The sequence below is a fragment of the Streptomyces sp. F001 genome, from assembly GCF_004187715.1.
GTDB lineage: Bacteria > Actinomycetota > Actinomycetes > Streptomycetales > Streptomycetaceae > Streptomyces > Streptomyces flavusporus.
In genome coordinates this window covers 24838-43888 of the sequence record NZ_QZWF01000005.1, presented here as the reverse complement: position 1 = coordinate 43888, position 19051 = coordinate 24838, and the positions used below count along the sequence as shown (strand labels likewise).

14 protein-coding genes and 3 pseudogenes are annotated in these 19051 nt (G+C 69.6%); 9 read left to right on the top strand and 8 right to left on the bottom strand.

Annotated features, from left to right (window positions below; all coding sequences use genetic code 11):
* Window position 1: 1 nt before the first annotated feature.
* The 4 genes and pseudogenes from StrepF001_RS20305 to StrepF001_RS20290 all read right to left on the bottom strand — a co-directional run bounded on the left by StrepF001_RS20305 (window position 2) and on the right by StrepF001_RS20290 (window position 6792).
* Window positions 2-982: a NaeI family type II restriction endonuclease gene (locus StrepF001_RS20305; RefSeq protein ID WP_129799669.1), complete on the bottom strand. Its 981-nt coding sequence runs from the start codon at window positions 980-982 to the stop codon at window positions 2-4.
* A gap of 48 nt (window positions 983-1030) precedes the next feature.
* Window positions 1031-3943 carry a Z1 domain-containing protein gene (locus tag StrepF001_RS20300; protein ID WP_129800065.1) on the bottom strand — a complete coding sequence of 971 codons (2913 nt, stop codon included), beginning with the start codon at window positions 3941-3943 and terminating at the stop codon, window positions 1031-1033.
* A gap of 114 nt (window positions 3944-4057) precedes the next feature.
* Window positions 4058-5638, bottom strand: coding sequence for an ATP-binding protein (locus tag StrepF001_RS20295; RefSeq protein WP_129799668.1), 1581 nt, complete (start codon window positions 5636-5638; stop codon window positions 4058-4060).
* Window positions 5639-5785: 147 nt separating this feature from the next.
* Window positions 5786-6792: pseudogene (locus StrepF001_RS20290) on the bottom strand (hypothetical protein).
* 302 nt (window positions 6793-7094) lie between these two features.
* Here StrepF001_RS20290 and StrepF001_RS20285 point away from each other — a divergent pair.
* Window positions 7095-7541, top strand: a complete 447-nt coding sequence (locus StrepF001_RS20285; RefSeq protein WP_129799667.1) for an SRPBCC family protein — start codon at window positions 7095-7097, stop codon at window positions 7539-7541.
* A gap of 63 nt (window positions 7542-7604) precedes the next feature.
* On the opposite strand, the gene StrepF001_RS20280 is transcribed toward StrepF001_RS20285, so the two are convergent.
* Complete coding sequence (locus StrepF001_RS20280) at window positions 7605-9077, bottom strand: glycoside hydrolase (protein ID WP_129799666.1); 1473 nt, start codon at window positions 9075-9077, stop codon at window positions 7605-7607.
* Window positions 9078-9281: 204 nt separating this feature from the next.
* On the opposite strand from StrepF001_RS20280, the gene StrepF001_RS20275 reads away from it, so the two are divergent.
* The 4 genes and pseudogenes from StrepF001_RS20275 to StrepF001_RS20260 all read left to right on the top strand — a co-directional run bounded on the left by StrepF001_RS20275 (window position 9282) and on the right by StrepF001_RS20260 (window position 12307).
* Complete coding sequence (locus StrepF001_RS20275; protein ID WP_129799665.1) at window positions 9282-10058, top strand: class E sortase; 777 nt, start codon at window positions 9282-9284, stop codon at window positions 10056-10058.
* Window positions 10059-10154: 96 nt separating this feature from the next.
* Window positions 10155-10466 (top strand): DUF6412 domain-containing protein, encoded by a 312-nt coding sequence (locus StrepF001_RS20270; RefSeq protein ID WP_129799664.1) that lies wholly within the window; start codon window positions 10155-10157, stop codon window positions 10464-10466.
* Between the two features lie 89 nt (window positions 10467-10555).
* Window positions 10556-11267, top strand: a pseudogene (yidC, locus tag StrepF001_RS20265) (membrane protein insertase YidC).
* Between the two features lie 182 nt (window positions 11268-11449).
* A complete protein-coding gene (locus StrepF001_RS20260; protein ID WP_129799663.1) occupies window positions 11450-12307 on the top strand; it encodes a fumarylacetoacetate hydrolase family protein in 858 nt (285 codons plus the stop codon).
* Window positions 12308-12535: 228 nt separating this feature from the next.
* On the opposite strand, the gene StrepF001_RS20250 is transcribed toward StrepF001_RS20260, so the two are convergent.
* From StrepF001_RS20250 to StrepF001_RS20240, 3 genes are all read right to left on the bottom strand, one after another.
* Window positions 12536-13411 carry an LLM class F420-dependent oxidoreductase gene (locus StrepF001_RS20250; RefSeq protein WP_129799661.1) on the bottom strand — a complete coding sequence of 292 codons (876 nt, stop codon included), beginning with the start codon at window positions 13409-13411 and terminating at the stop codon, window positions 12536-12538.
* Between the two features lie 89 nt (window positions 13412-13500).
* On the bottom strand, window positions 13501-13992 hold the full coding sequence (locus StrepF001_RS20245) for a heme-degrading domain-containing protein (RefSeq protein WP_129800064.1): 492 nt from the start codon (window positions 13990-13992) through the stop codon (window positions 13501-13503).
* 20 nt (window positions 13993-14012) lie between these two features.
* Window positions 14013-15101 carry a Gfo/Idh/MocA family oxidoreductase gene (locus tag StrepF001_RS20240; protein WP_129799660.1) on the bottom strand — a complete coding sequence of 363 codons (1089 nt, stop codon included), beginning with the start codon at window positions 15099-15101 and terminating at the stop codon, window positions 14013-14015.
* Window positions 15102-15148: 47 nt separating this feature from the next.
* On the opposite strand from StrepF001_RS20240, the pseudogene StrepF001_RS20235 reads away from it, so the two are divergent.
* From StrepF001_RS20235 to StrepF001_RS20220, 4 genes and pseudogenes are all read left to right on the top strand, one after another.
* Window positions 15149-16260: pseudogene (locus tag StrepF001_RS20235) on the top strand (ROK family transcriptional regulator).
* Window positions 16261-16692: 432 nt separating this feature from the next.
* Window positions 16693-17484: a hypothetical protein gene (locus tag StrepF001_RS20230; RefSeq protein WP_129799659.1), complete on the top strand. Its 792-nt coding sequence runs from the start codon at window positions 16693-16695 to the stop codon at window positions 17482-17484.
* A 139-nt stretch (window positions 17485-17623) separates the two neighbouring features.
* Window positions 17624-18403 (top strand): HAD-IIA family hydrolase, encoded by a 780-nt coding sequence (locus StrepF001_RS20225; protein WP_129799658.1) that lies wholly within the window; start codon window positions 17624-17626, stop codon window positions 18401-18403.
* Between the two features lie 105 nt (window positions 18404-18508).
* Window positions 18509-19045: a hypothetical protein gene (locus tag StrepF001_RS20220; protein ID WP_129799657.1), complete on the top strand. Its 537-nt coding sequence runs from the start codon at window positions 18509-18511 to the stop codon at window positions 19043-19045.
* Window positions 19046-19051 lie beyond the last annotated feature (6 nt).

Below are 19051 nucleotides of genomic sequence, written 5' to 3'. Positions count from 1 at the left end.
GTCAGTCCTGTCTGGTGTGTGAAGGCAGGGCCGGGGCGGGTCCAATGGCGTCGTCCGGCCGGGCGAGGACCCATTCCCGCCCGTCCAGGGAGACGCGTGCGGCGTCCCCGTGATGAGATCCTGCGGGGACCACCTGGGCACTGACGAATTCGCCTTCCTCCGGAAGCGGGAGGCCGAGCCGGTCGGCGATCTCGCGATGACTGGCATAGTCACCCATGATGAGGATTCCTTCGGGCCTCAGGGCTGACCGGCAGCCGCCATTACCGCGGACCCGCTTCATGTAGTCCTTCTGCTGAGCCACCGTGCGCACCACGTTGCGGCCGATGCATCGCCTCTGTACACGTCGGAAGAGCTCGTTCAAGCGCTGTTGACCCGAGCCCGCGGCGAACACGGTGTCCCGGTCTGCGGCATCCATGTGGAGGAGCACGTTCTCGGGGAGTTTTTCATCGCGCCACAACCACTGGATCTTGTCCCGGTGGTCGGCCTTGATGGTGAGCTTGAGGTCACGGTTGTTTCCCGTGTTCAGCCACTCATTGCGTATCCGGATGAGGCCGATGCTCCACAGCGACTTGTAGTCGTCCGCCCAAGCCAGCAGACAGAGATGGCCTACCGCCTCTGGCGGAATCATCCAGCCGCCAAACTGCTGGGAGTACTTGCAGTCCACGTCAACGCCGGCGATCTGGTAGTCCATCGCGTCGCCGTCCACGAACTTGAACTCACGCTGCAAATTGATCTCTACCAGGGTTCCCGCGTGGGTCTTCTCGGTCTTGAAGAGCGTTTTCCAGTCATAGCGTCCAGTGGCCTCGCCGTTGAGTAGCTGATCGATCGTGTCGCGAAGAACCCTGGCAAACCTTCGGCCCGTAGGGTCGAGCGCCCTGATGTGCTCGTAGACCTTGTCGAGTTCAGGGTCCGGTCCGGCCGCTGCATGCCGCAGGGCGACCGAAGTAGCGGCTCTGATGTCGGCTTCTTCGAAAGGAAGCATGGTGTCCCCCGTCGGTGAGTCATCCGTCACGCGTGGAGCTGTGGTGCCTCAGAACGCTTCGACGATAACCGCATCCGGACGAGTGGAGTCCTTCGTCTGGAAGCGCACGAGCTGCCGTTTCGAGTCGATGGCTGCCTTCGGCGGAATCACGGTGAACGCCATGATGACCCGGTCAGCTGCGGCCACCCCGGTCGCGGCAGCAGCTTTCACCTCATCGTCCTCGGTGGCCTCGACGACGGGATACAGGAGCACTACGCCTCGAGTCGCCCCTAGAGCTGGGCCGTTGTCTCCAACGGAGGCCGAGTCTGGCTGGTCGATCAACTGTTGTGCGTACAAGCGGTGTTCCAGACCCGATATACGGCCAAAGGACAGCTTTCCGGACTGACGGCTTCGGCGGAACAGGGAGAAGGGGCCTTCGCCCAGCACGGCTGCCTCGATCCGGTTGCGTTGCGTGCGCTGCGGAGCGATGACCAGCCAGTCGTCGACCTTGGCCAGGCGCCCGTCCAACTGGGACAGATATGTCAGGTGCGGGGCGAGAACGTTGCCCTCTTCCCATTCCAGCGAGCTGAGGATGGAAAGAAGCTGAGTGTGCGGGATTACCGTGCTCGCTGCCTGGAAGCTGCGGGGCAGCGGCGACGTCTCATCCGGCCGCAGAACACAGGTCGTTGAGGTGCCGCTGACTGCCGCGAGGACGGGCTTCCAGCGTTCGGTGTTCCGCACGGTCATATCGGCGTCCTGCGGGTAGGCCGCCGGCTCGATCGGCTTGCCCGGCGACCGTACCTCCACCAGCTCAGCGTTGAACATCTTGTTCCGAGCCGACGGTTTCACCCACGGCAGATGCTGTGCGACCAGCGGCGGGATCTGGGCCGGCGTAACCTGAGGGCGGTCGTCCACCAAGGGGGCGTAGCGAGCCAGTTCGGCGCGGAAGAGTTCCTCGTCGCGGCAGATCGCTTCGAAGGCCTCGTACAGGTCGACCGTCTTGGCGTTGCGGCCGCGGCCGAGGGTCTCCTCGCGGCCGATGTACAGCCGCACCAGGTCCCGGTACCCGGGCCGGAAGCCGAACCAGCGGCCCATCTGCATCAGAGTGTCGGCCTGCTGTGTCGTGCGGCGGTAATACGTGATCGTCAGGCCCTCGACCGTGAAGCCCCGGGACAGCTTGGTACCCCCGACGAGGATCTTCCAGACGTTCGGGGTGCGGTCGAAGTCCAGGTCGGGCTGGGCGTAGTCGCGCTCGCTGTCGCCGTTGACGACTATGACGGGGGTGCCGCCCTTGTTGATGAGGCGACGGGCCTCATGGACGTACGGCTTGAGGTCCGCGTACGTCGTGGGAGTGGGCAGCGAGTCGGCCGCGTGGGTGTGGAAGTCCCTGTCAAAGAGGGACGCAAGGCGCGTGTGGCCCTCCGGGCCCGTGTACGCGGCGTTGTGCCACATGGTGTTGATGCGCAGGGCGAGCGCGGCGTGTTCGGCCATGCGGACCGATTCGTGCACGAGCATCGTGTGGTGCCGGAACGGGCCAGAGGGGACGCCGTGATCGGCGCGGTAGAGCTTCAGAGCACCCGTGAGGACGAAGGCGTCCAGCGCTTCCTGGAGTCGGTCGCCCGTGGAGTCGTAGATGCCTCGGACATGCGTCTTCTCGGCCTCGCCTTCGCCGTCGTCGATGGCGTCGAGGTCATGGAAGTCCTGAACGCCCATGTAGCCCGTCGGACGGGGGAGGGAGATCAGGAAGTCGCGCGGGAAGAGGTCTTCCTCGTCACCCGGGTCGATGAATACGTTGGCGAAAGGAGTCGCGGTGTAGCCGACGTACTGGGCGCGGGGCAGGAGCTTGAGGAGCTTGCTGATCTGGCCGTTGATCGCGGTGCGGGTGACCTTGCCGTCCTCCCACTTCTTCGGGTCGGTCGTGTTCACCGAGGCCTGGTCCGACTCGTCGTCGATGATCAGGGCCGGTATCTCGCCGAGGATCGGGCCTATCTTCTTGAGGTCCTTGACCAGCTTCTCCAGTACCGACTTGTTCTTCTTCACGACCATGACGCGGGCGCGGGCCGCATGCAGGTTCGCCGGCTCGTACAGGGGGCGGGTGCGGTCCGGCTTCTCGAACTCCAGGGCGCTGATGCCGCGCTCCAATGCCATGTAGTCACGGTCGCGAGAGGTCAGACGCTCGATGTCGAAGGCGCCGAGCGTGGAGGGGCGGGCACCGAACGAGACGAACTTCGCGGGCCAGTCCTCGTCGTCCTGGTAGTCGATGCCGACCAGGGCGTCCGGGTCGTTCGGGTCGGCGGCGCCCAGGATGTTCTCCTGACCGATCAGTTCCATGTCCAGGCGGCGCTGGGTCTGGCCGCGCAGTAGGTTCAGAGTGCCGCCGAGGACGATCACCAGGCGGTAGCCCGCGTCGATGGCCTTGGCTGTGACGCCGGTGAAATTGGCGGTCTTGCCGGACTGTACGTAGCCGACGACCAGCCCCCGTGCGCCGTAAGGGTCGTCACGGGTGGGGTCGGAAAGCCGTTCCACGACCGCATGGGCGGCTTCGTCCAAACTGGAGACCGCCGCGTCGCTCCAGCCTTTGCGGCGCAACAGCCGCTCGTACGAAGTCCAGTAGAAGGAGCGGTTCGCCGCCTGTTCCCGGGTGTACCAGGGCTGGAACTCACGGCTGATGGTGACAGGACCCGGTTCCGTGTGGACCGGGACGACTGCGTCGAGCGCTTTGCGCAGATCTGCGCCGAACACGAGCTTGTCGTAGACCTCGGCGCGGCGCTCCGGGGTGCGCGGCGCGGTGGCCGACCAAGTAGGGGACTGTTCGAAGTCCCATGAGGTCAGCTTGCGGCGCCAGAGGGCGAGCAGCTCGTCACCGGGACCGGCGGCCAGGATGCGGTCACGGAAGCGGGACATGTCCGTGTCCGCTGGTTCGTCGGTGTCAGCGAGCACGAAGGCAAGCTTTGCGAAGTGCTTGGGGCCGCGTCGGCTCATCGCGTCGAGGACCTCGCCGTGGAGGTCGGAGAGGTGGTCGGGAGCAGGCGTGTACTCGGCGTTCACTGTGGCTGGGAGGCTCTCTCTGAGAATGGACAGGTGCGGGGGCCGGGACTAACCCTCGGCGCGGCCGAGTTCGGCTCGCACCGCGGTGATGAGCACGCTGTTCCACAAGGCGATCCGGTCGGTCTGGTTGGCCCAGACCCGCTCCTTCTGGAAGATCTCGTTCAGCATGAGATAGAGCAGGCTCTTGAGGACCGGGGCGTCGTTCGAGCCGCCGCGCCGGGTGCCGTTGAAGGCGTGCCGGTAGTCCTTGTTGAGGACGACCCGGCGTTCCTTGTGGTCGATCGTAAAGAGCAGATCGGCGGGGTCGGCGCCGTTCGGCACGTCGAGGCGGGCCCAGGTGAAGGTGATGGGCTCCCCGCCCTCCAACTGCGGCAGTTCGTCCCGCAGCGTCCGCTTCAGCTTGGGGTCGATGCCCTTGCCGGGCGGGATGACGGCACTGCGCTTGACCTCCGTGCGACGCCGGGCGGCTTCGCGGTAGGTGGCCTCGGCTTCCTGGACGTAGGCGGTGAACGTGTGGCCGGTCTCGGGGTCCGTGGCCTTCTCCAGGCCCCGGGCGAAGGCTGGGGTGACCTGGACGCCGTCCTTCTTGACGGTCAGGGAGAACACGTCGTTGGGCTCGGGCGGCAGGTCCACGGATATCCGGGCGAGGGCGAGGTGGCCCTCGGGGCTGCGGGTGTCGTTCCAGCCGCCGGCCTGGACGAGCCGGTCGTTGCGGTAGAGGTAGAAGCCCTGGCGTTCGGCGAGCGGGCCGATTCCGCGGAAAGCGACGAGCGGGGACTTGGGCGGCCATATGTGTGCCTCGAGCGCGACGTCGCCGACGCCCTCGACGGGAGCGACGTACGTCCGGGGATAACCGGCGCGGCCCGGAATGCGATAGCCGAACGGGTCGATGGGCTCCACGCCCCGATGGTCCAGTTCCTCCCGGGTGTGGACATCCTCGACGACGATGTCGATGTGGAAGCCGTCACGGGCGAGGAATCGGTGGAGGTAGAGGCCGAGGTGGGTCTCCAACCGCTCGATCGCGTCGTTGAGATAGCGGTCGGTCTGGCCGTCCGTGATGGTCTCGAACGCGCGGACATGGTCCCAGCGCACGATCGTGCCGTTCCAGCCGATGATGCCGTCATAGCGGTCGACCAGGTTCTGGCAGTACCTCGCGTCGACGATGTCGCAGGTGAAGTCGGCCTGCGCGCGGGCGGTGAGCCAGCGGCGGCCGGCCGACGGGTTGCGCTTGGTCCGGCTGATCACCGTGAGCGCGTCGGCGTGCGAGAGCGAGGCGGCCTTCAATCCGGCGCCGAAGTGTCCGAGGGCGCTGGCGGCGTACCCTTCGCGCCCGCCTACGGTCATCGCCGTGTCCAGGCCCGCCTCGTCCATGCCTTGGCCGTCGTCGATGACGAGCAGGCCGACGAGGCGGTCCCGGCCGCCTCGCTCACCGGTGTCCCGGAGGAAGCTCACGACGATGTTGTGGGCCTCCGCGTCGATGGAGTTGTCGATCAGGTCGGCGATGGCCGCCTCGAAGCTGTAGCCCTGGTGCGCGAGCGATTCGAACGACCTGGCCGCCGGAGGGAGCCGCTTGCTCCCGCTGGTGGGTACGTCGAACTGCCACTCCGATGACGGCTGGTAGGGCGGCATGCAAGTTCCTCGCGGGCCAGGACATGCCCGTGAGGGCGTGCCAATTCAGCTGGTCGCATATGACGTTAGCGTGCGCGAGTTGTGGAGGAGTAGCGGGATCGGAACAAATAGGGCCCGCCGACCAGGAAGTGAGCAGCGCCGCCGACGTCAGGCCCCGACCCCGTGACACCCCCCGTAAACCCTCCCGACCCACACCAACACCCGCCCCTTCTGCGGCGGCCAGGCAACCGCCCGCCCCTCGCCAACGTCGTCGCATACTGCGGCAGCAGGTCCGCCTCCCCTGGCGACGCCCCCTCCGACGCCGCGAACGCCTCATACGACGGCACCGTCCCCGTCACAATCCCCAGGTTCGGCGTCCCCGAGGACGCCAGCTCCCGCAGCGACGCCTCTATCGTCGCCAGGTGCTCCTCATGTGAGGAATACTCCGCGGCCAGCGACGGATACGCAGCCACCAGCTCTGCCAGTTCCCCCGCCGGCCAGTGCAGCACCGCCACCGGGAAGGGACGGGACAACGCCGCTCGGTACGCGCCCAGCTCCGCGCGCAGGCGGGAGATCTCCGCCTCCAGTTCCGCGGGGTTGTTCGAGCCGAGGGACCAGACCCGTTTCGGGTCGTGCAGTTCGTCCAGGGAGATCGGCATGGAGTGGAGGGTGTCCGCCAGGAGGTCCCATTCGTCGTGGGCCATGCCCAGCATCCGGCGTACCCGGTGGCGGCCGAACAACAGCGGATGTGTCGAATACGGGGGTTCCGTCACATCCGTCAGGAGGAGGCGCGCCCCCTCCGTGAACGTCTCCTGTGCCGCCTCCAGCTCGTCGTGGGATTCCAGGGCCTCGGCGATGATCACCCAGGGGGCCGGGTCCCGGGGCGAGGCGGTGCGGATGCCGTCGATGATCGCTCGGGCCTCGGCCTCGTGGCCGTACTCCCACAGGTTCGAGGCCTTCAGGGCTCGGACCAGGGAAGGGTTCTCCAGGGCGCCGGCAGACAGCAGGCGGTCGTAGAGCGCGGACGCGGCGGGGCGGTCGCCGGCCAGTTCCAGGTGGGCCGCGGCCCTCAGGAGCAGGGCTTCGGCGTCCTCGGGGTACAGGCCGGCGGTTCGCTCCAGGCGGGCCGCTTCGGCGTGGTGGTCGACGGTCTCGGCGGGCGTGTCGGGGCGCATGGGGGACACCGTACTGCCGACGGGTGTCAGAGGAGAGGTATTGGCAGGTCACTGACATTCCGGCTCAGCTCGGCCTGCCCCGTATGGACCTGTCGGACTGTGCATGGGGTGCGGTCGGCATAAGGCTGGAGGCCAAGCCCATGGGCGGCCGGACCAGGAACCCGGTGCGGCCGCGCCCACCGTCGAGCCCAGGAGAGGCACGGCTGCCCGGCGCCTGCTGTGCCGGACGCCTCATCCCGGGAGACGCCCATGCCGCCGGCGCCTCCCGAAGTGTTCCTTCCTCCAGAAGGAGTGTGATCAGCGTGGCCCGGAACCGCCGTCTGATCTTGAGCTCGCCGTCCGAGGTCTGGGGCCTGCTGGCCGACGGCCACCGCTACGGGGAGTGGGTGACAGGAACCCAGCAGGTCCTCGCCGCGGACCCGCACTGGCCAGAAGTCGGCGCCCGCCTGAAGGTCCGAGTCGGCGCCGGCCCTCTCACCCTCGACGACACCTGCGTCGTCCGTATCTGCGAACCGCAACGCCGCCTGGAACTGGAAGCGAAGGCAGAGCCCTTCGGTGCGGCCCGCATCGCCATGAAACTGCTCGCCTGGGGCGGGAACACCCTCTTCACCCTCGACTGGCATCCCCTCCGGGGCCCCGGCACTCGGATGCACGGACTGCCCGTGGATTACATCGTCGCGATCCGCAACGGCATGATGCTGACCAAGCTGGCCCGGATCGCGGGACGCGAGCACAGCGAAAGCGCTTGAGGCCGACCGGAGATCGCCGACGCAAGGAACGCGCCCGCATACGCAGCGAAAAGGGCACTACGACTAGAGCGTCACCCCGTCCACCTGCAACGTCTGCACCGCCCCCGCCGCGAACGGCACGCTCACCGACTTTCCGGAGAGGTACGTGTCCGAGTACGCGCGGTAGCGGTCCGAGCCGGACGTCGCCGTGTTCCAGCGGGGGACCAGGCCGCCCGACCCGCCCGTCACCGTCGAGAAGCGGGACAGGTCGAAGGTGAGCGTCTGCGCCGACGTCGAAGTGTTCACCGCCACGATCACCAGGCGCCGCGCCGACGCCGAGTACGCCGCCGTCGCGTAGCTCACGCCTGTGTCCAGGATCGTCATGCCGGGGCGGATGTGTCGGCTGAACTGGGCCATGACGTAGTACTTGGGCTGGACCGTCGTCGGCTGCAGGGTGTTCGCGTCGTACGCGATCATCGCCCAGCCCGTCGTCGGGTCCATCACCTGCCAGTAGCACCAGGCCGTCGGGTGCAGCCAGCGGAAGTCGTAGCAGAGGTTCGACGCCATGGTGAGGCCGGTGCCGTCGCCGTCGCCCGTTTCGGAGTTCCAGAGCTTCTTGCCGGACGTCGTCACCACGTCCGTGTAGAGGAGGTCCCTCCGGCCGCCCGCGCCCTGGTAGCCGTGCACGTTCACCTGGGACACCAGGGCCCTGGTGGAGGAGCCGAAGGAGGCCCATGTCGAGCGGGCCGTGTCGTAGTTCGTCTCGTCGGAGGCCGAGATGCGGACGCCCGTCAGGCCACGCTTGTCCAACTCGCTGCGCATGTACGGGAGTACGGCGGCCTGGACCGCCGGGTCCAGGTGGCAGCCCTCCTGCGTGCCGGTGGCGGTCCACCAGCTGGAGGCCGGCTCGTTGAACGGGTCCACCGTCGCGAAGTTCACGCCCCAGTTCTGCCGGGCGTACAGCGCGGTCGCGGCCAGGTGGGAGGCGTGCTGGCGGTAGTTCCAGGTCTGGAGGTTGTTGCCGCCGTCCGCCGCGCCCGACGGGTTGTGGTTGTCACACATCCACCACATGGGGGAGTTGGCGAAGAGTTCGGTCGTCGCGCCTCGCTGTACGGCCTTCTGCAGCATCGCGCGCTGGGCCGCGTCCGCCGTCCAGTCCCAGGCCGAGGAGGCCGGGTCCTCGTTGTTCCAGTCCTGCCAGAAGCCCTCGATCTGCTTGAAGGCGGGGATGTTGGGGGACTCCGCCATCGTCTCGCCGTTCACGCTGTTCCAGCTGCACGCGCCCAGGTTGTAGCGGGCGATGTTGAGGCCGAGGCCGGGGAGTGCCGTGCCGTTGTACGTCACCGAGTTGGTGGTGAAGAAGAGGTCGGCGAAGTCGTTCCGGTTGCCGAAGACGTTGGCCCACCAGGCGAGGGACGTGCCCCAGCCCTCCCATGTGCCGTAACTCGTGGAGGGGTTCACGGCGATCGTCGCGTCCGCGTGCGCCGTACCCGTTGCCAGGGCGCTGCCGAGGAACGCGCCGCCCGTGGCCGCCAGCAGTGTTCTGCGTCGGATCATGGATTGTCCACCTCCGTCACCCGCCGGTGGTCGAACCGGCGTCCGGGCCCGTCCCGTTCAGGCCGACAGGAAGCATCAGGTGCGGCGCACGGGGTTGTCGAGGGTTACGACAGCCCTTTCTCAAACCTGTGGAGGAAGGGCGGGTCTGGTGACCTCACGCTGTGCCCCTTATCGTGCGGGCGGCCCGGGAAGGAGGCCTGAAGCATGCGCGTGTCCGTCGTGCAGCACAGCACCCGACGGTGGCGTGCGCGGCGGCGGCGCGCCCTGTGGGCCGGGGGCGAAGTCCTCGTCACCCTCGGTGTCGTACTCCTGCTTCTCGTCGTCCACCAGCTGTGGTGGACCAACCGGCAGGCCAGGGACGGCGCCGAGCGGAGGGTGGAGGCGCTGGAGCGGGAGTGGGGTGCGGGCGGGGCCGAGGATCGCCTCATCGACTCCGGTACGTCCCCGGAGGCGTCGGAGGAGCCGCGGGCTCCCGAGCCGCCGCCTGTTGCTCCGACCACCACCACGCGATCCGCTTCCCGCCCTGACCCCTCCCACGCCTACGCCATCCTCACCATCCCCCGCCTCGACCTCCGCGTCCCCGTCGCCGAGGGCATCAGCAAGCCGGACGTCCTCAACAAGGGATACGTCGGCCATTACCCCGGCACCCAGCAGCCCGGCCGCGCCGGCAACTTCGCCCTCGCCGGGCACCGGAACACCCACGGCGAGCCCTTCCGGTACGTCAACCGGCTCGACGACGGCGACGAGATCCTCGTAGAGACGCGGGACGCCGTGTACACGTACGCCGTCGACCAGACCGTGCCGCAGACCTCTGCACGCGACACCGGTGTTCTACGGCCCGTGCCCCGGAGCCTCGTCCACCCCGCCCGCGGCTACCGCCACCCTGGCTACTACCTCACCCTCACCACCTGCACTCCGGAGTACACGTCCACGTACCGCCTGGTGGTCTGGGGCAAGCTGATCTCCATGCGGCCCCGCTGAGGAGACGGACACCGATGGCCGACACGGCGAGGGCGAGACGGATCCTGTATAACCGACGGCAGGGACAGCAGTAGTACGAGGGGGAGGGGGACGCCGGTGATCCGCAACTGGGCCGGTCCACGCCCCATCGCTCTCCCCCTGTTCCTGATTCTCCAGTTCGCGCTGCTGGACGCCGGCAGCCTCTCGGCCACCGTCGCGCTCGCCGCCACCGCCGCGGCCGGTTCCGCGCTCACTGTCTGCTCGCTCATTGCCGCGCGCTGCGCGCCCGCCGTGCCGCCCACACGGGTGCGTACGGCGATTCGTGACCGTGCCCGGCGTACGGCGTTCCTGCCGCAGCGAGATCCCGACGCCAAGGGCCGCACCCGACCCCGAGCGCCCGGACACGCCCTCCCGACGGCCGTCGCGTAGGGCGCACCCCGCGTAAGCGCCCCGGCGCGGGTCGTCATGCCGCCATCCCACTGACCCGGCACGACGAGACCCCGACGGAGGGCTCACCCATGTCCGTTTTCGCCAACCTGGTGGAGCAGCTCGCCGATCTGCTTCAGCCGCTTTTCCACTCCTCCGCGGCCGCCGCCGCGATCGTTCTGTTCACCGCGTTCGTACGCCTGTTGGTGCATCCGCTGTCCCGGGCGGCGGCGCGCGGGCAGAAGGCGCGGACGGAGTTGCAGCCGAAGATCGCCGAGCTGCGGAAGAAGTACGGGAAGAATCCCGAGCGGCTGCAGCAGGCCGTGCTGGAACTGCATGCGAAGGAGAAGGTGTCGCCGCTGGCCGGGTGTCTGCCCGGGCTGCTTCAGTTGCCGGCCTTCTTTCTGCTCTACCACCTGTTCTCGAACCCGATGATCGGCGGCGAGGCGAACGAACTGCTCACGCATGAGCTGCTGGCCGCGCCGCTCGGTCATCGCTGGGTGGACGCCCTGGGTGACGGCGGGGTGTTCGGCGGCGGGGCTGGTGTACGGCGGGCTGTTCGCCGTCGTCACGGTCGTCGCCGTGTTCAACTACCGCCGTACGAAGCGGATGATGGCCGCCAACGCCCCTGTGCCGGTGGCTGACGGTGAGCAGGTGCCCGGGCTGGGGGCGGTCACCAAGGTCATGCCGTTCATGTCGTTCTTCACGCTCGTGACCGTGGCGGTGGTGCCGTTGGCCGCCGCGCTGTACGTGGTGACCAGCGCGACGTGGAGCGCGGTGGAACGGGCGGTGCTGTATCGGTGAGTGCCGGTGAGCATCGGTGAGTACCGCTGCGCTCGGCACCTTACGGTCCAGTACCTGAACCAGGTCTTGCGGACTGCACCTCGACCTTGGAGGATCAACCAGTCCTCCGATGGCTGCGTTTCCCGCCGCACCCGGGCCGCGGTCGATCGGAGGACCGCCCACGATCGAGGGAGATTGTGCTCATGAAGCTGCTGCGAGTCGGTACGGCCGGGGCCGAGCGGCCCGCGCTGCTCGACGCCGAGGGGGTGCTGCGGGACCTGTCGGGCCTCGTGCCGGACATCGACGGGGCGCTGCTCGCCGACGAGGCGTCGCTCGGCCGGATCCGGGCCGCCGCCGACGCCGGGGAGCTGCCCGCGCTGGACGCGTCGGGGCTGCGGATCGGGCCGCCGCTGGGGCGGATCGGCAAGATCGTGTGCATCGGGCTGAACTACCACGACCACGCCCGCGAGACCGGCGCCGAGCCGCCCGCCGAGCCGGTGATCTTCTTCAAGGCCGCGGACACGGTGGTCGGGCCCAACGACACGGTCCTCGTGCCGCGCGGGTCCAGCAAGACCGACTGGGAGGTGGAGCTGGCGGTCGTCATCGGACGTACGGCTCGCTATCTGGAGTCGGTGGAGGACGGGCTCGCGCATGTCGCCGGGTACGCGGTGGCCCATGACGTCTCCGAGCGGGAGTTCCAGATCGAGCGGGGCGGGACCTGGGACAAGGGCAAGAACTGCGAGACGTTCAATCCGCTGGGCCCGTGGCTGGTGACGGCGGACGAGGTGCCGGATCCGCAGAAGCTGGCGCTGCGGCTGTGGGTCAACGGGGAGCTGAAGCAGGACGGGACGACGGGCGAGCAGATCTTCTCCGTGGGGGAGGTCGTGCGCTACGTCAGCCAGTTCATGACGCTGCATCCCGGTGATGTCATCAACACGGGGACGCCGGCGGGGGTTGCGTTGGGGCAGCCGGAGCCGAAGCCGTATCTGCGGGCCGGGGATGTGGTGGAGCTGGAGATCGAGGGGCTGGGGCGGCAGCGGCAGGAGTTCAAGGACGCCTGACGGGCCTAGGGCCTGTCCGGCGGATCATGCCGGAATCGCGGGGCCTGGCACGCCCTCCCCCACTCTCGGCTTCGCTCGAGCGGGCGGTGCCCCCACCGGCGTTGTCGTCGGTCGCCGATGCTCCGCATCGACTCCCTCCTCCGCCTTGCAGCTGGACGCACCAGGCCCCGCTCACCTGCGCCGATCAGTCACCGCCCGTTGGAGCCGGCCTGATCCGCCGGACAGGCCCTAGCCCAGCAGGCCGGCCAGCCTGCGCCACTCCTCCCGCGGCAGGGCGTCACTGGGGCCGCCGGCGACCACCTGGAGCGCCACATGGTCCGCGCCCGCCTGCTGGAAGGTCTTGATGCGGTCCAGGATGCGGTCCTCGTCTCCCCAGGCGAACACCGCGTCGATGAGGCGGTCGCTGCCGCCGTCCGTGAAGTCGGCCTCGGTGAAGCCGTGGCGGAGGAAGTTGTTGGTGTAGTTCGGCAGGGCGAGGTACATGGCGAGGTAGCCGCGGGCCAGGGTGCGGGCGCGGGACGGGTCCGTCTCCAGGACGACCTTCAACTCCGGGGCCAGCAGCGGGCCTTCGCCCAGGATCTCGCGGGCCCGGGCCGTGTGTTCCGCCGTGACGAGGTACGGGATCGCGCCGGCCGCCCGGTCGCGGGCCAGCTCCAGTGTCTTCGGGCCCAGCGCTGCCAGGACGCGACGGCCCGCCGGCACTCCGGCGGTGTCCAGGGCGTCGAGGTAGGCGACCAGCGACGAGTACGGGCGGCGGTACTGCTCGGCGAGCTTGGCGTGGCTGACGCCGAGGCCCAGCACGAAGCGGCCGGGGTGGGCCGACTCGAGGTCGGCGTAGGCCGCCGCGCTGTCGACGGCCTCCTGCTGCCAGATGCTCTGGATGCTGGTCCCCACGACGATCCTCGACGTCGCCCCGATGAGCGGAGCGGCGTTGCGGGCGGTGCTGTTGCCGCCCAGCCACAGGGCGCCGTAACCGAGTTCCTCCAGTTCGGCGGCGGCCTCGGCGAGCTCGCCGCGCCGGTCCGGGTCCTCCGAGCGCAGGCCGATGCTCCAGATGCCGTACCGGCCCACCTTCTGCTTCACGGTGGCTGCGACGTCGTTCATCGGTTGCGGTCCCTCCGGCTGTGACGGCTGGTGCTGGTGACGGTAGTGCCAACCGGAGGACCGCTCGCGTTAATCCCGCCGGACGGGTGTCAGACCTGGTCGCCCAGGTAGTGCTCCAGCGCCTCCACCACGAACCGGTGGTCCTGCAGCTGCGGCAGGCCGGACACCGTCACCGTGCCGATCACGCCGGCGCCCTCCACGATGATCGGGAAGGAGCCCCCGTGGGCGGCGTACGCGTCCGGGTCCAGGCGGGAGGACTCCTCGAACGTCGTGCCCTTGGCGCGGCAGCGGGCGCCGACGAGGTAGGAGGCGGAGCCGTAGCGCTCCACGACCCGGCGCTTACGGTCGATCCAGGCGTCGTTGTCCGGGGTGGAGCCGGGCAGGGCCGCGTGGAAGAGCTGCTGGCCGGCCCGGCGGATGTCGATGGCGACCGGGGCCTGCCGTTCCCGGGCCAGCTCCACCAGCAGCGAGCCGAGCGCCCAGGCGTCGTCGTGGGTGAACCCGCGGAACACCAGACGGCGTTCCTGCGCCTCCAACTCCTCGACGGTGGGCGTCAGTTCCGGAGTGACCTTCGGGGTCATCGCGGGCTTGTGCGAGTTCGTCACAGGGTCACCGTCACTCTGTCTCGGGCCGAACGGCGGGCCGCTTCCAGTACGTCGAGGGCGGCGGCCGCCTCCAGGGCGGTCACCGGGTTGGCAGCGCCGTCGCGCAGGGCGGCGGCCACCGCGGCGTAGTACGCGGGGTAGTCGCCGGGCAGGGTGGGCTCGGGCCGGCCGCCGCCGGTCAGCGGGGATTCGCCGGAGCCGATACGGCCCCACAGCGACTCGGGCTCCTCGCCCCAGCCGGGGCCGGGGCGCTGCCCGTCCTTGAGGGCCGCCTCCTGCGGGTCCAGGCCGTACTTCACGTATCCGGCCTGCGAGCCCAGCACCCGGAAACGCGGGCCGAGTTGGGCGGTCGTCGCGGAGACGTAGAGGTGGGAACGGACGCCGCTGGTGTGCGTGATCGCAATGAACGTGTCGTCGTCCGTCTCCGCGCCGGGCCGGCGGATGTCCGACTCGGCGTACACCGAGGCCGCCGGGCCGAACAGGACCAGCGCCTGGTCGACGACATGGCTGCCGAGGTCGTAGAGGAGACCTCCGATCTCCGCCGGGTCACCGGACTCCCGCCAGCCGCCCTTCGGCTGCGGCCGCCACCGCTCGAAGCGGGACTCGAAGCGCCATACGTCACCCAGCGCGCCCTCGGCGAGCAGCTTGCGCAAAGTGAGGAAGTCGTTGTCCCAGCGGCGGTTCTGGAAGACGGAGAGCAGCAGGCCGCGTTCCTCGGCCAGCGCGGCCAGTTCGCGTGCCTCGGCCGCGGTGCCCGCGATCGGCTTGTCGACGACGACCGGGAGACCGGCCTTCAGGGCGGCGGTGGCGAGCGGGACGTGCGTCCGGTTCGGGGAGGCGATGACGATCAGGTCCAGCTCGTCGGCCCGGTCGAACAGCTCCTCCGCCGTGGCGGCGACCCGTACGTCCGGGAAATCGGCGCGGGCCTGCTCCTGCCGCTCGGGGTTCGAGGTGACCACCGTGTCGAGGGCGAGGCCCTCGGTCGTGGCGATCAGGGGGGCGTGGAAGACGGAGCCCGCGAGGCCGTAGCCGATGAGGCCGACCCGGAGGGGGGTACCCGTCGTTCCAGTGATGCGTCCGGTCATGGGTCCACTTTCGCAACGCTGTTGCCAAAGTGCAAGCGGTGAGGAGAATGGGTGGCGTGAACAGGACGACCACGGGGGGTTCGGTGCGGGCGGCGGGCGCGAATCTGCTGGCGTTGCGCAGTCACAACACGGCGCTCGTCCTCGGCCTGCTGCGGCGCGCCGGGCAGGACGGCATCAGCCGGCTCGAGCTGGCCGAGCGGACCGGGCTGACCCCACAGGCCGTCAGCAAGATCACCGCCCGGCTGCGGGCCGACGGGCTGGCGACGGAGGCCGGGCGGCTGGTGTCGACCGGGGGCAAGCCGCGTACGGTGCTGCGGCTCGTGCCGGGGGCCGGGCATGCGGTGGGGGTGCATCTCGACCGGACGAGCTGCGGGCGGTGCTCGTGGATCTGGCGGGGGCGGTGGTCGCGGAGCGGAGCGCTCCGCTGGACCTGGGGGCGGGGGCGGAGGCCGTGCTCGTGGGGTGGTCCGGGAGGTGAGCGCGCTGCTGGCGGAACGGCCGTTGGAGACGGTCCTCGGGGTCGGTGTCGCGCTGCCCGGGCCGCTCGATCACGTCCGTGGTGTGTTGCACCGGGTCACCGGGTTCCCGGAGTGGGACGGGTTTCCGCTGCGGGACGTGCTGGCGTTGCAGCTCGGGGTGCCGGTTGTCGTCGACAAGGACACCAATGCGGCGGCGCTGGGGCTTGCGGTCGGGGTGAAGGTGGGTCGTTCGCGTATCTGCACTTCGGGGCGGGGCTTGGTGGGGGGCTGGTGATCGGGGGTGCGGTGCATCGGGGGGCCCGTACCGGGGCGGGGGAGTTCGGGCATCAGGTGGTTCAGCTGGACGGGCCGCTGTGCAGTTGCGGGAACCGGGGGTGCGTCGAGGCGTTGTGTCTCGATGCTGTGGGGCGGGGGGATGTGGAGGAGGCGGCGCGGGTGTTGGGGGTGGGGGCGGGAAATCTTGTTTGCGCTGCTCGAATCGACTTCATTTTGTTGGGTGGCGGGTTGTCGCCGGGGAGCCGGAGCGGTTCGTGCGGGGGTTGCGGGGGTGTTGGAGGAGCGGGCTCGGCGTACAGGGGAGGAGCTGTGCCGGTTCGGCTGGCGGCCGGGGGCGTGCGGGGGGTTGCGGAGGGGGCGGCGCAGTTGCTGCTGGGCCGTTGTTCGGGCGGGTGGACGGGTAGGGGGCGTCGGGGGTTTTCGCTCGCCGGCGCTGGCGGGTGCCGCTGCGCTCCGCTGAAGGAGCGTTGGGGCGGTTTGGTTGCCCGCGTTGCGGGGTGCCTCCCCCGCTCTCGGCTTCGCTCGAGCGGGGGGACCCCATCGCCCACCCGTGCCGCCCTGGGGGTCCCCCCCAGGCCCTTAAGGCACTGGGGGAGGCACGACTGCCCGCAGCTGCGGCGGATTGATGCTGCCGCTGCCGGGTGGGTTGCCGCCTCGGCGGCACGACTGCCCGCAGCTACGCCGCGCTAACGGCACGACTGCCCGCAGCTGCGCGGGTACGGGCGCCCGCAGCTGCGCGGGTGCGCCTGCCCGCAGCTGCGTCCGCTGATCGGGCGGAGTCGGCGGGTCCTGCGGGGTGGCGTCGGCCCGGGGTGGATGTCGTCCGGCATGGTCATGTGTTCATGCGACTGTGTACGCCCGTGTCCCTCTGTACGGCGGCCTCAGCCGCCCTGCTGTTCGTTGCCGGTCCGGCGTATTCCGGGTCGGCTCCCGGTTGTGCCACCGGGTCCGGTGGCCGTGACTTTCCGATCACCACCCGTATCCACGGCGGCCCCGATTCCTATGACGCCGGCGGCGGCCACGGCACCTGGTCCATCGACCTCACCAACAGCACCGCCCGCACGTGCACAGGCATCCACCCGGTCGTCGTCCTCGTCGACAAGGGGCGGACGCTGACGCCGACGCAGCCGAAGCTGGAGTTCTACGAGGGGGCCCGCCCGCACCCGGTCCGGTTCGAGCGGACCGACGAGGACGAGCTGGTCGGCGCCTTCGACGGTTTCGCGGGGTTCACCATGCCGCCCGGCCGGACCCTGACCGTGCGGGTGCGGCTGGCGCTGACCTCCGACGCCGTACCGAACGAGATCACCGCGAACGCCGCGGTCGTGCAACGGCGTGACAACGACGGCGACTGGGTCGGTCAGTCCAACGACTACCGCTTCCGCGTCGAGGCCAAGCCCGACACCGAATCCAGCCCCGGAACCAAACCCGGACCCAGACCCAGTAGCGACTCCGGCACGCCCACCGCCCACGCAACCGCCGGATCCACTACCGCCCCCGACGGACACCTGTCGTTCGCCGACGAGCTCGCCCGTACCGGACTCGGCACCGCGCGGGGAGCGCTCGTCGCTGCCGCCGTACTGCTGGTCGCCGCAGGCTGCGCCCTGGTGGTGGTGCGCAGGCGCCGCTGAGCACCTGCGTCGTCCCGTGGCCCCGGTCGTGATCGGCGGGGTCAGGATCAGCCACTCCTGACTACCCTGGGGGCGTCGGTACGCCGTGGTTCCGGCGCCCCGCTCATCCTCGTACGCACGCCAGGAGTGATCGACGCACATGGCAGACCGCAAGCCCATCGAGTCATGGCTCACCGACATGGACGGAGTGCTGATCCACGAGGGCGTACCGATCCCCGGCGCCGACGCCTTCATCAAGAAGCTGCGCGAGTCCGGAAAGCCCTTCCTGGTCCTCACCAACAACTCCATCTACACCCCGCGCGACCTGCACGCCCGGCTGAACCGCATGGGCCTGGAGGTGCCGATCGAGAACATCTGGACCTCGGCCCTGGCCACCGCCCAGTTCCTGGACGACCAGCGGCCGAACGGCTCGGCGTACGTCATCGGCGAGGCCGGTCTGACCACCGCGCTGCACGACATCGGCTACATCCTGACCGACCACGAGCCGGACTACGTCGTCCTCGGCGAGACCCGCACGTACTCCTTCGAGGCCATGACCAAGGCGGTCCGGCTCATCAACGACGGCGCCCGTTTCATCTGCACCAACCCGGACGAGACCGGCCCCTCCGCCGAGGGCCCGCTCCCCGCGACCGGCGCCGTCGCCGCGCTGATCACCAAGGCGACCGGCCGCAAGCCGTACTTCGCGGGCAAGCCGAACCCCCTGATGATGCGCACCGGGCTCAACGCGATCGGCGCCCACTCCGAGACCAGCGCCATGATCGGCGACCGTATGGACACCGACGTGCTGGCGGGCATGGAGGCCGGGATGCAGACGTTCCTGGTGCTCACCGGCCTGACCCGGCCCGAGCAGGTCGAGGACTTCCCTTACCGGCCGTCGGAGGTCGTGGACTCCATTGCGGATCTTGTGGATCGGGTCTGAAACCGACCCGGAGGTAAAACCCACCCGTACGGCGTAGTCCGGACCCCGCCGAGGATGCGGGGCCGGTCTGCGCGGGGGAGTCTCCAGAGTGTCTGGAGGTTCACGATGGGTTCACTGCGACTCACTCTCTGTACCGGCGTCCTGGCCGCCGTCGCCGCGGCCGGCCCGACGGCAAGCGCGGCGGACGGCGGTGTCTCGGTCAGCCCCTCGACCCCGGGGCCCGGCAGCGACCTCGCGCTGCGGGCCACCGGCTGCACCGGCACCACCGGCACCGCGGCCTCGAAGGCCTTCGTCTCCGACGTCGAGCTCACCGGCGGGGACGGCACCCTGGCCGGCGAGACCCGCGTCCGTTCCATGGTGGGGCCCGGCCGCTACGAGGTTCAGGTCATCTGCGGCGGCGACAAGTCCAAGTCGATGAAGTCGCACGTCACCATCGGCAACGCCTCGGCCGCGCCGAGTGCGCCCGCCTCGCCGGTCGCCCCCGTCAAGGCGGGCGGCGGCGGGACCGCCCATCTCGCGTCCGTGGACGCCGCCGCGACCGGCCCGAACACCGCACACACGGTGACCGGCCTGGTCCTCGTGGGCGCCGCGGCGGTGGCCGTCGTCCTGCGCGGCACCCGCCGGAGCCGTAGGACGGGCTGAGCGACC

Excerpts from the sequence above, each read along its gene's own strand:
- StrepF001_RS20305 (WP_129799669.1), bottom strand. The coding sequence starts at position 982 with ATGCTTCCTTTCGAAGAAGCCGACATCAGAGCCGCTACTTCGGTCGCC.
- StrepF001_RS20300 (WP_129800065.1), bottom strand. The coding sequence starts at position 3,943 with ATGAGCCGACGCGGCCCCAAGCACTTCGCAAAGCTTGCCTTCGTGCTC.
- StrepF001_RS20295 (WP_129799668.1), bottom strand. The coding sequence starts at position 5,638 with ATGCCGCCCTACCAGCCGTCATCGGAGTGGCAGTTCGACGTACCCACC.
- StrepF001_RS20280 (WP_129799666.1), bottom strand. The coding sequence starts at position 9,077 with ATGATCCGACGCAGAACACTGCTGGCGGCCACGGGCGGCGCGTTCCTC.
- StrepF001_RS20275 (WP_129799665.1), top strand. The coding sequence starts at position 9,282 with ATGCGCGTGTCCGTCGTGCAGCACAGCACCCGACGGTGGCGTGCGCGG.
- StrepF001_RS20260 (WP_129799663.1), top strand. The coding sequence starts at position 11,450 with ATGAAGCTGCTGCGAGTCGGTACGGCCGGGGCCGAGCGGCCCGCGCTG.
- StrepF001_RS20250 (WP_129799661.1), bottom strand. The coding sequence starts at position 13,411 with ATGAACGACGTCGCAGCCACCGTGAAGCAGAAGGTGGGCCGGTACGGC.
- StrepF001_RS20245 (WP_129800064.1), bottom strand. The coding sequence starts at position 13,992 with ATGACCCCGAAGGTCACTCCGGAACTGACGCCCACCGTCGAGGAGTTG.
- StrepF001_RS20240 (WP_129799660.1), bottom strand. The coding sequence starts at position 15,101 with ATGACCGGACGCATCACTGGAACGACGGGTACCCCCCTCCGGGTCGGC.
- StrepF001_RS20225 (WP_129799658.1), top strand. The coding sequence starts at position 17,624 with ATGGCAGACCGCAAGCCCATCGAGTCATGGCTCACCGACATGGACGGA.
- StrepF001_RS20220 (WP_129799657.1), top strand. The coding sequence starts at position 18,509 with ATGGGTTCACTGCGACTCACTCTCTGTACCGGCGTCCTGGCCGCCGTC.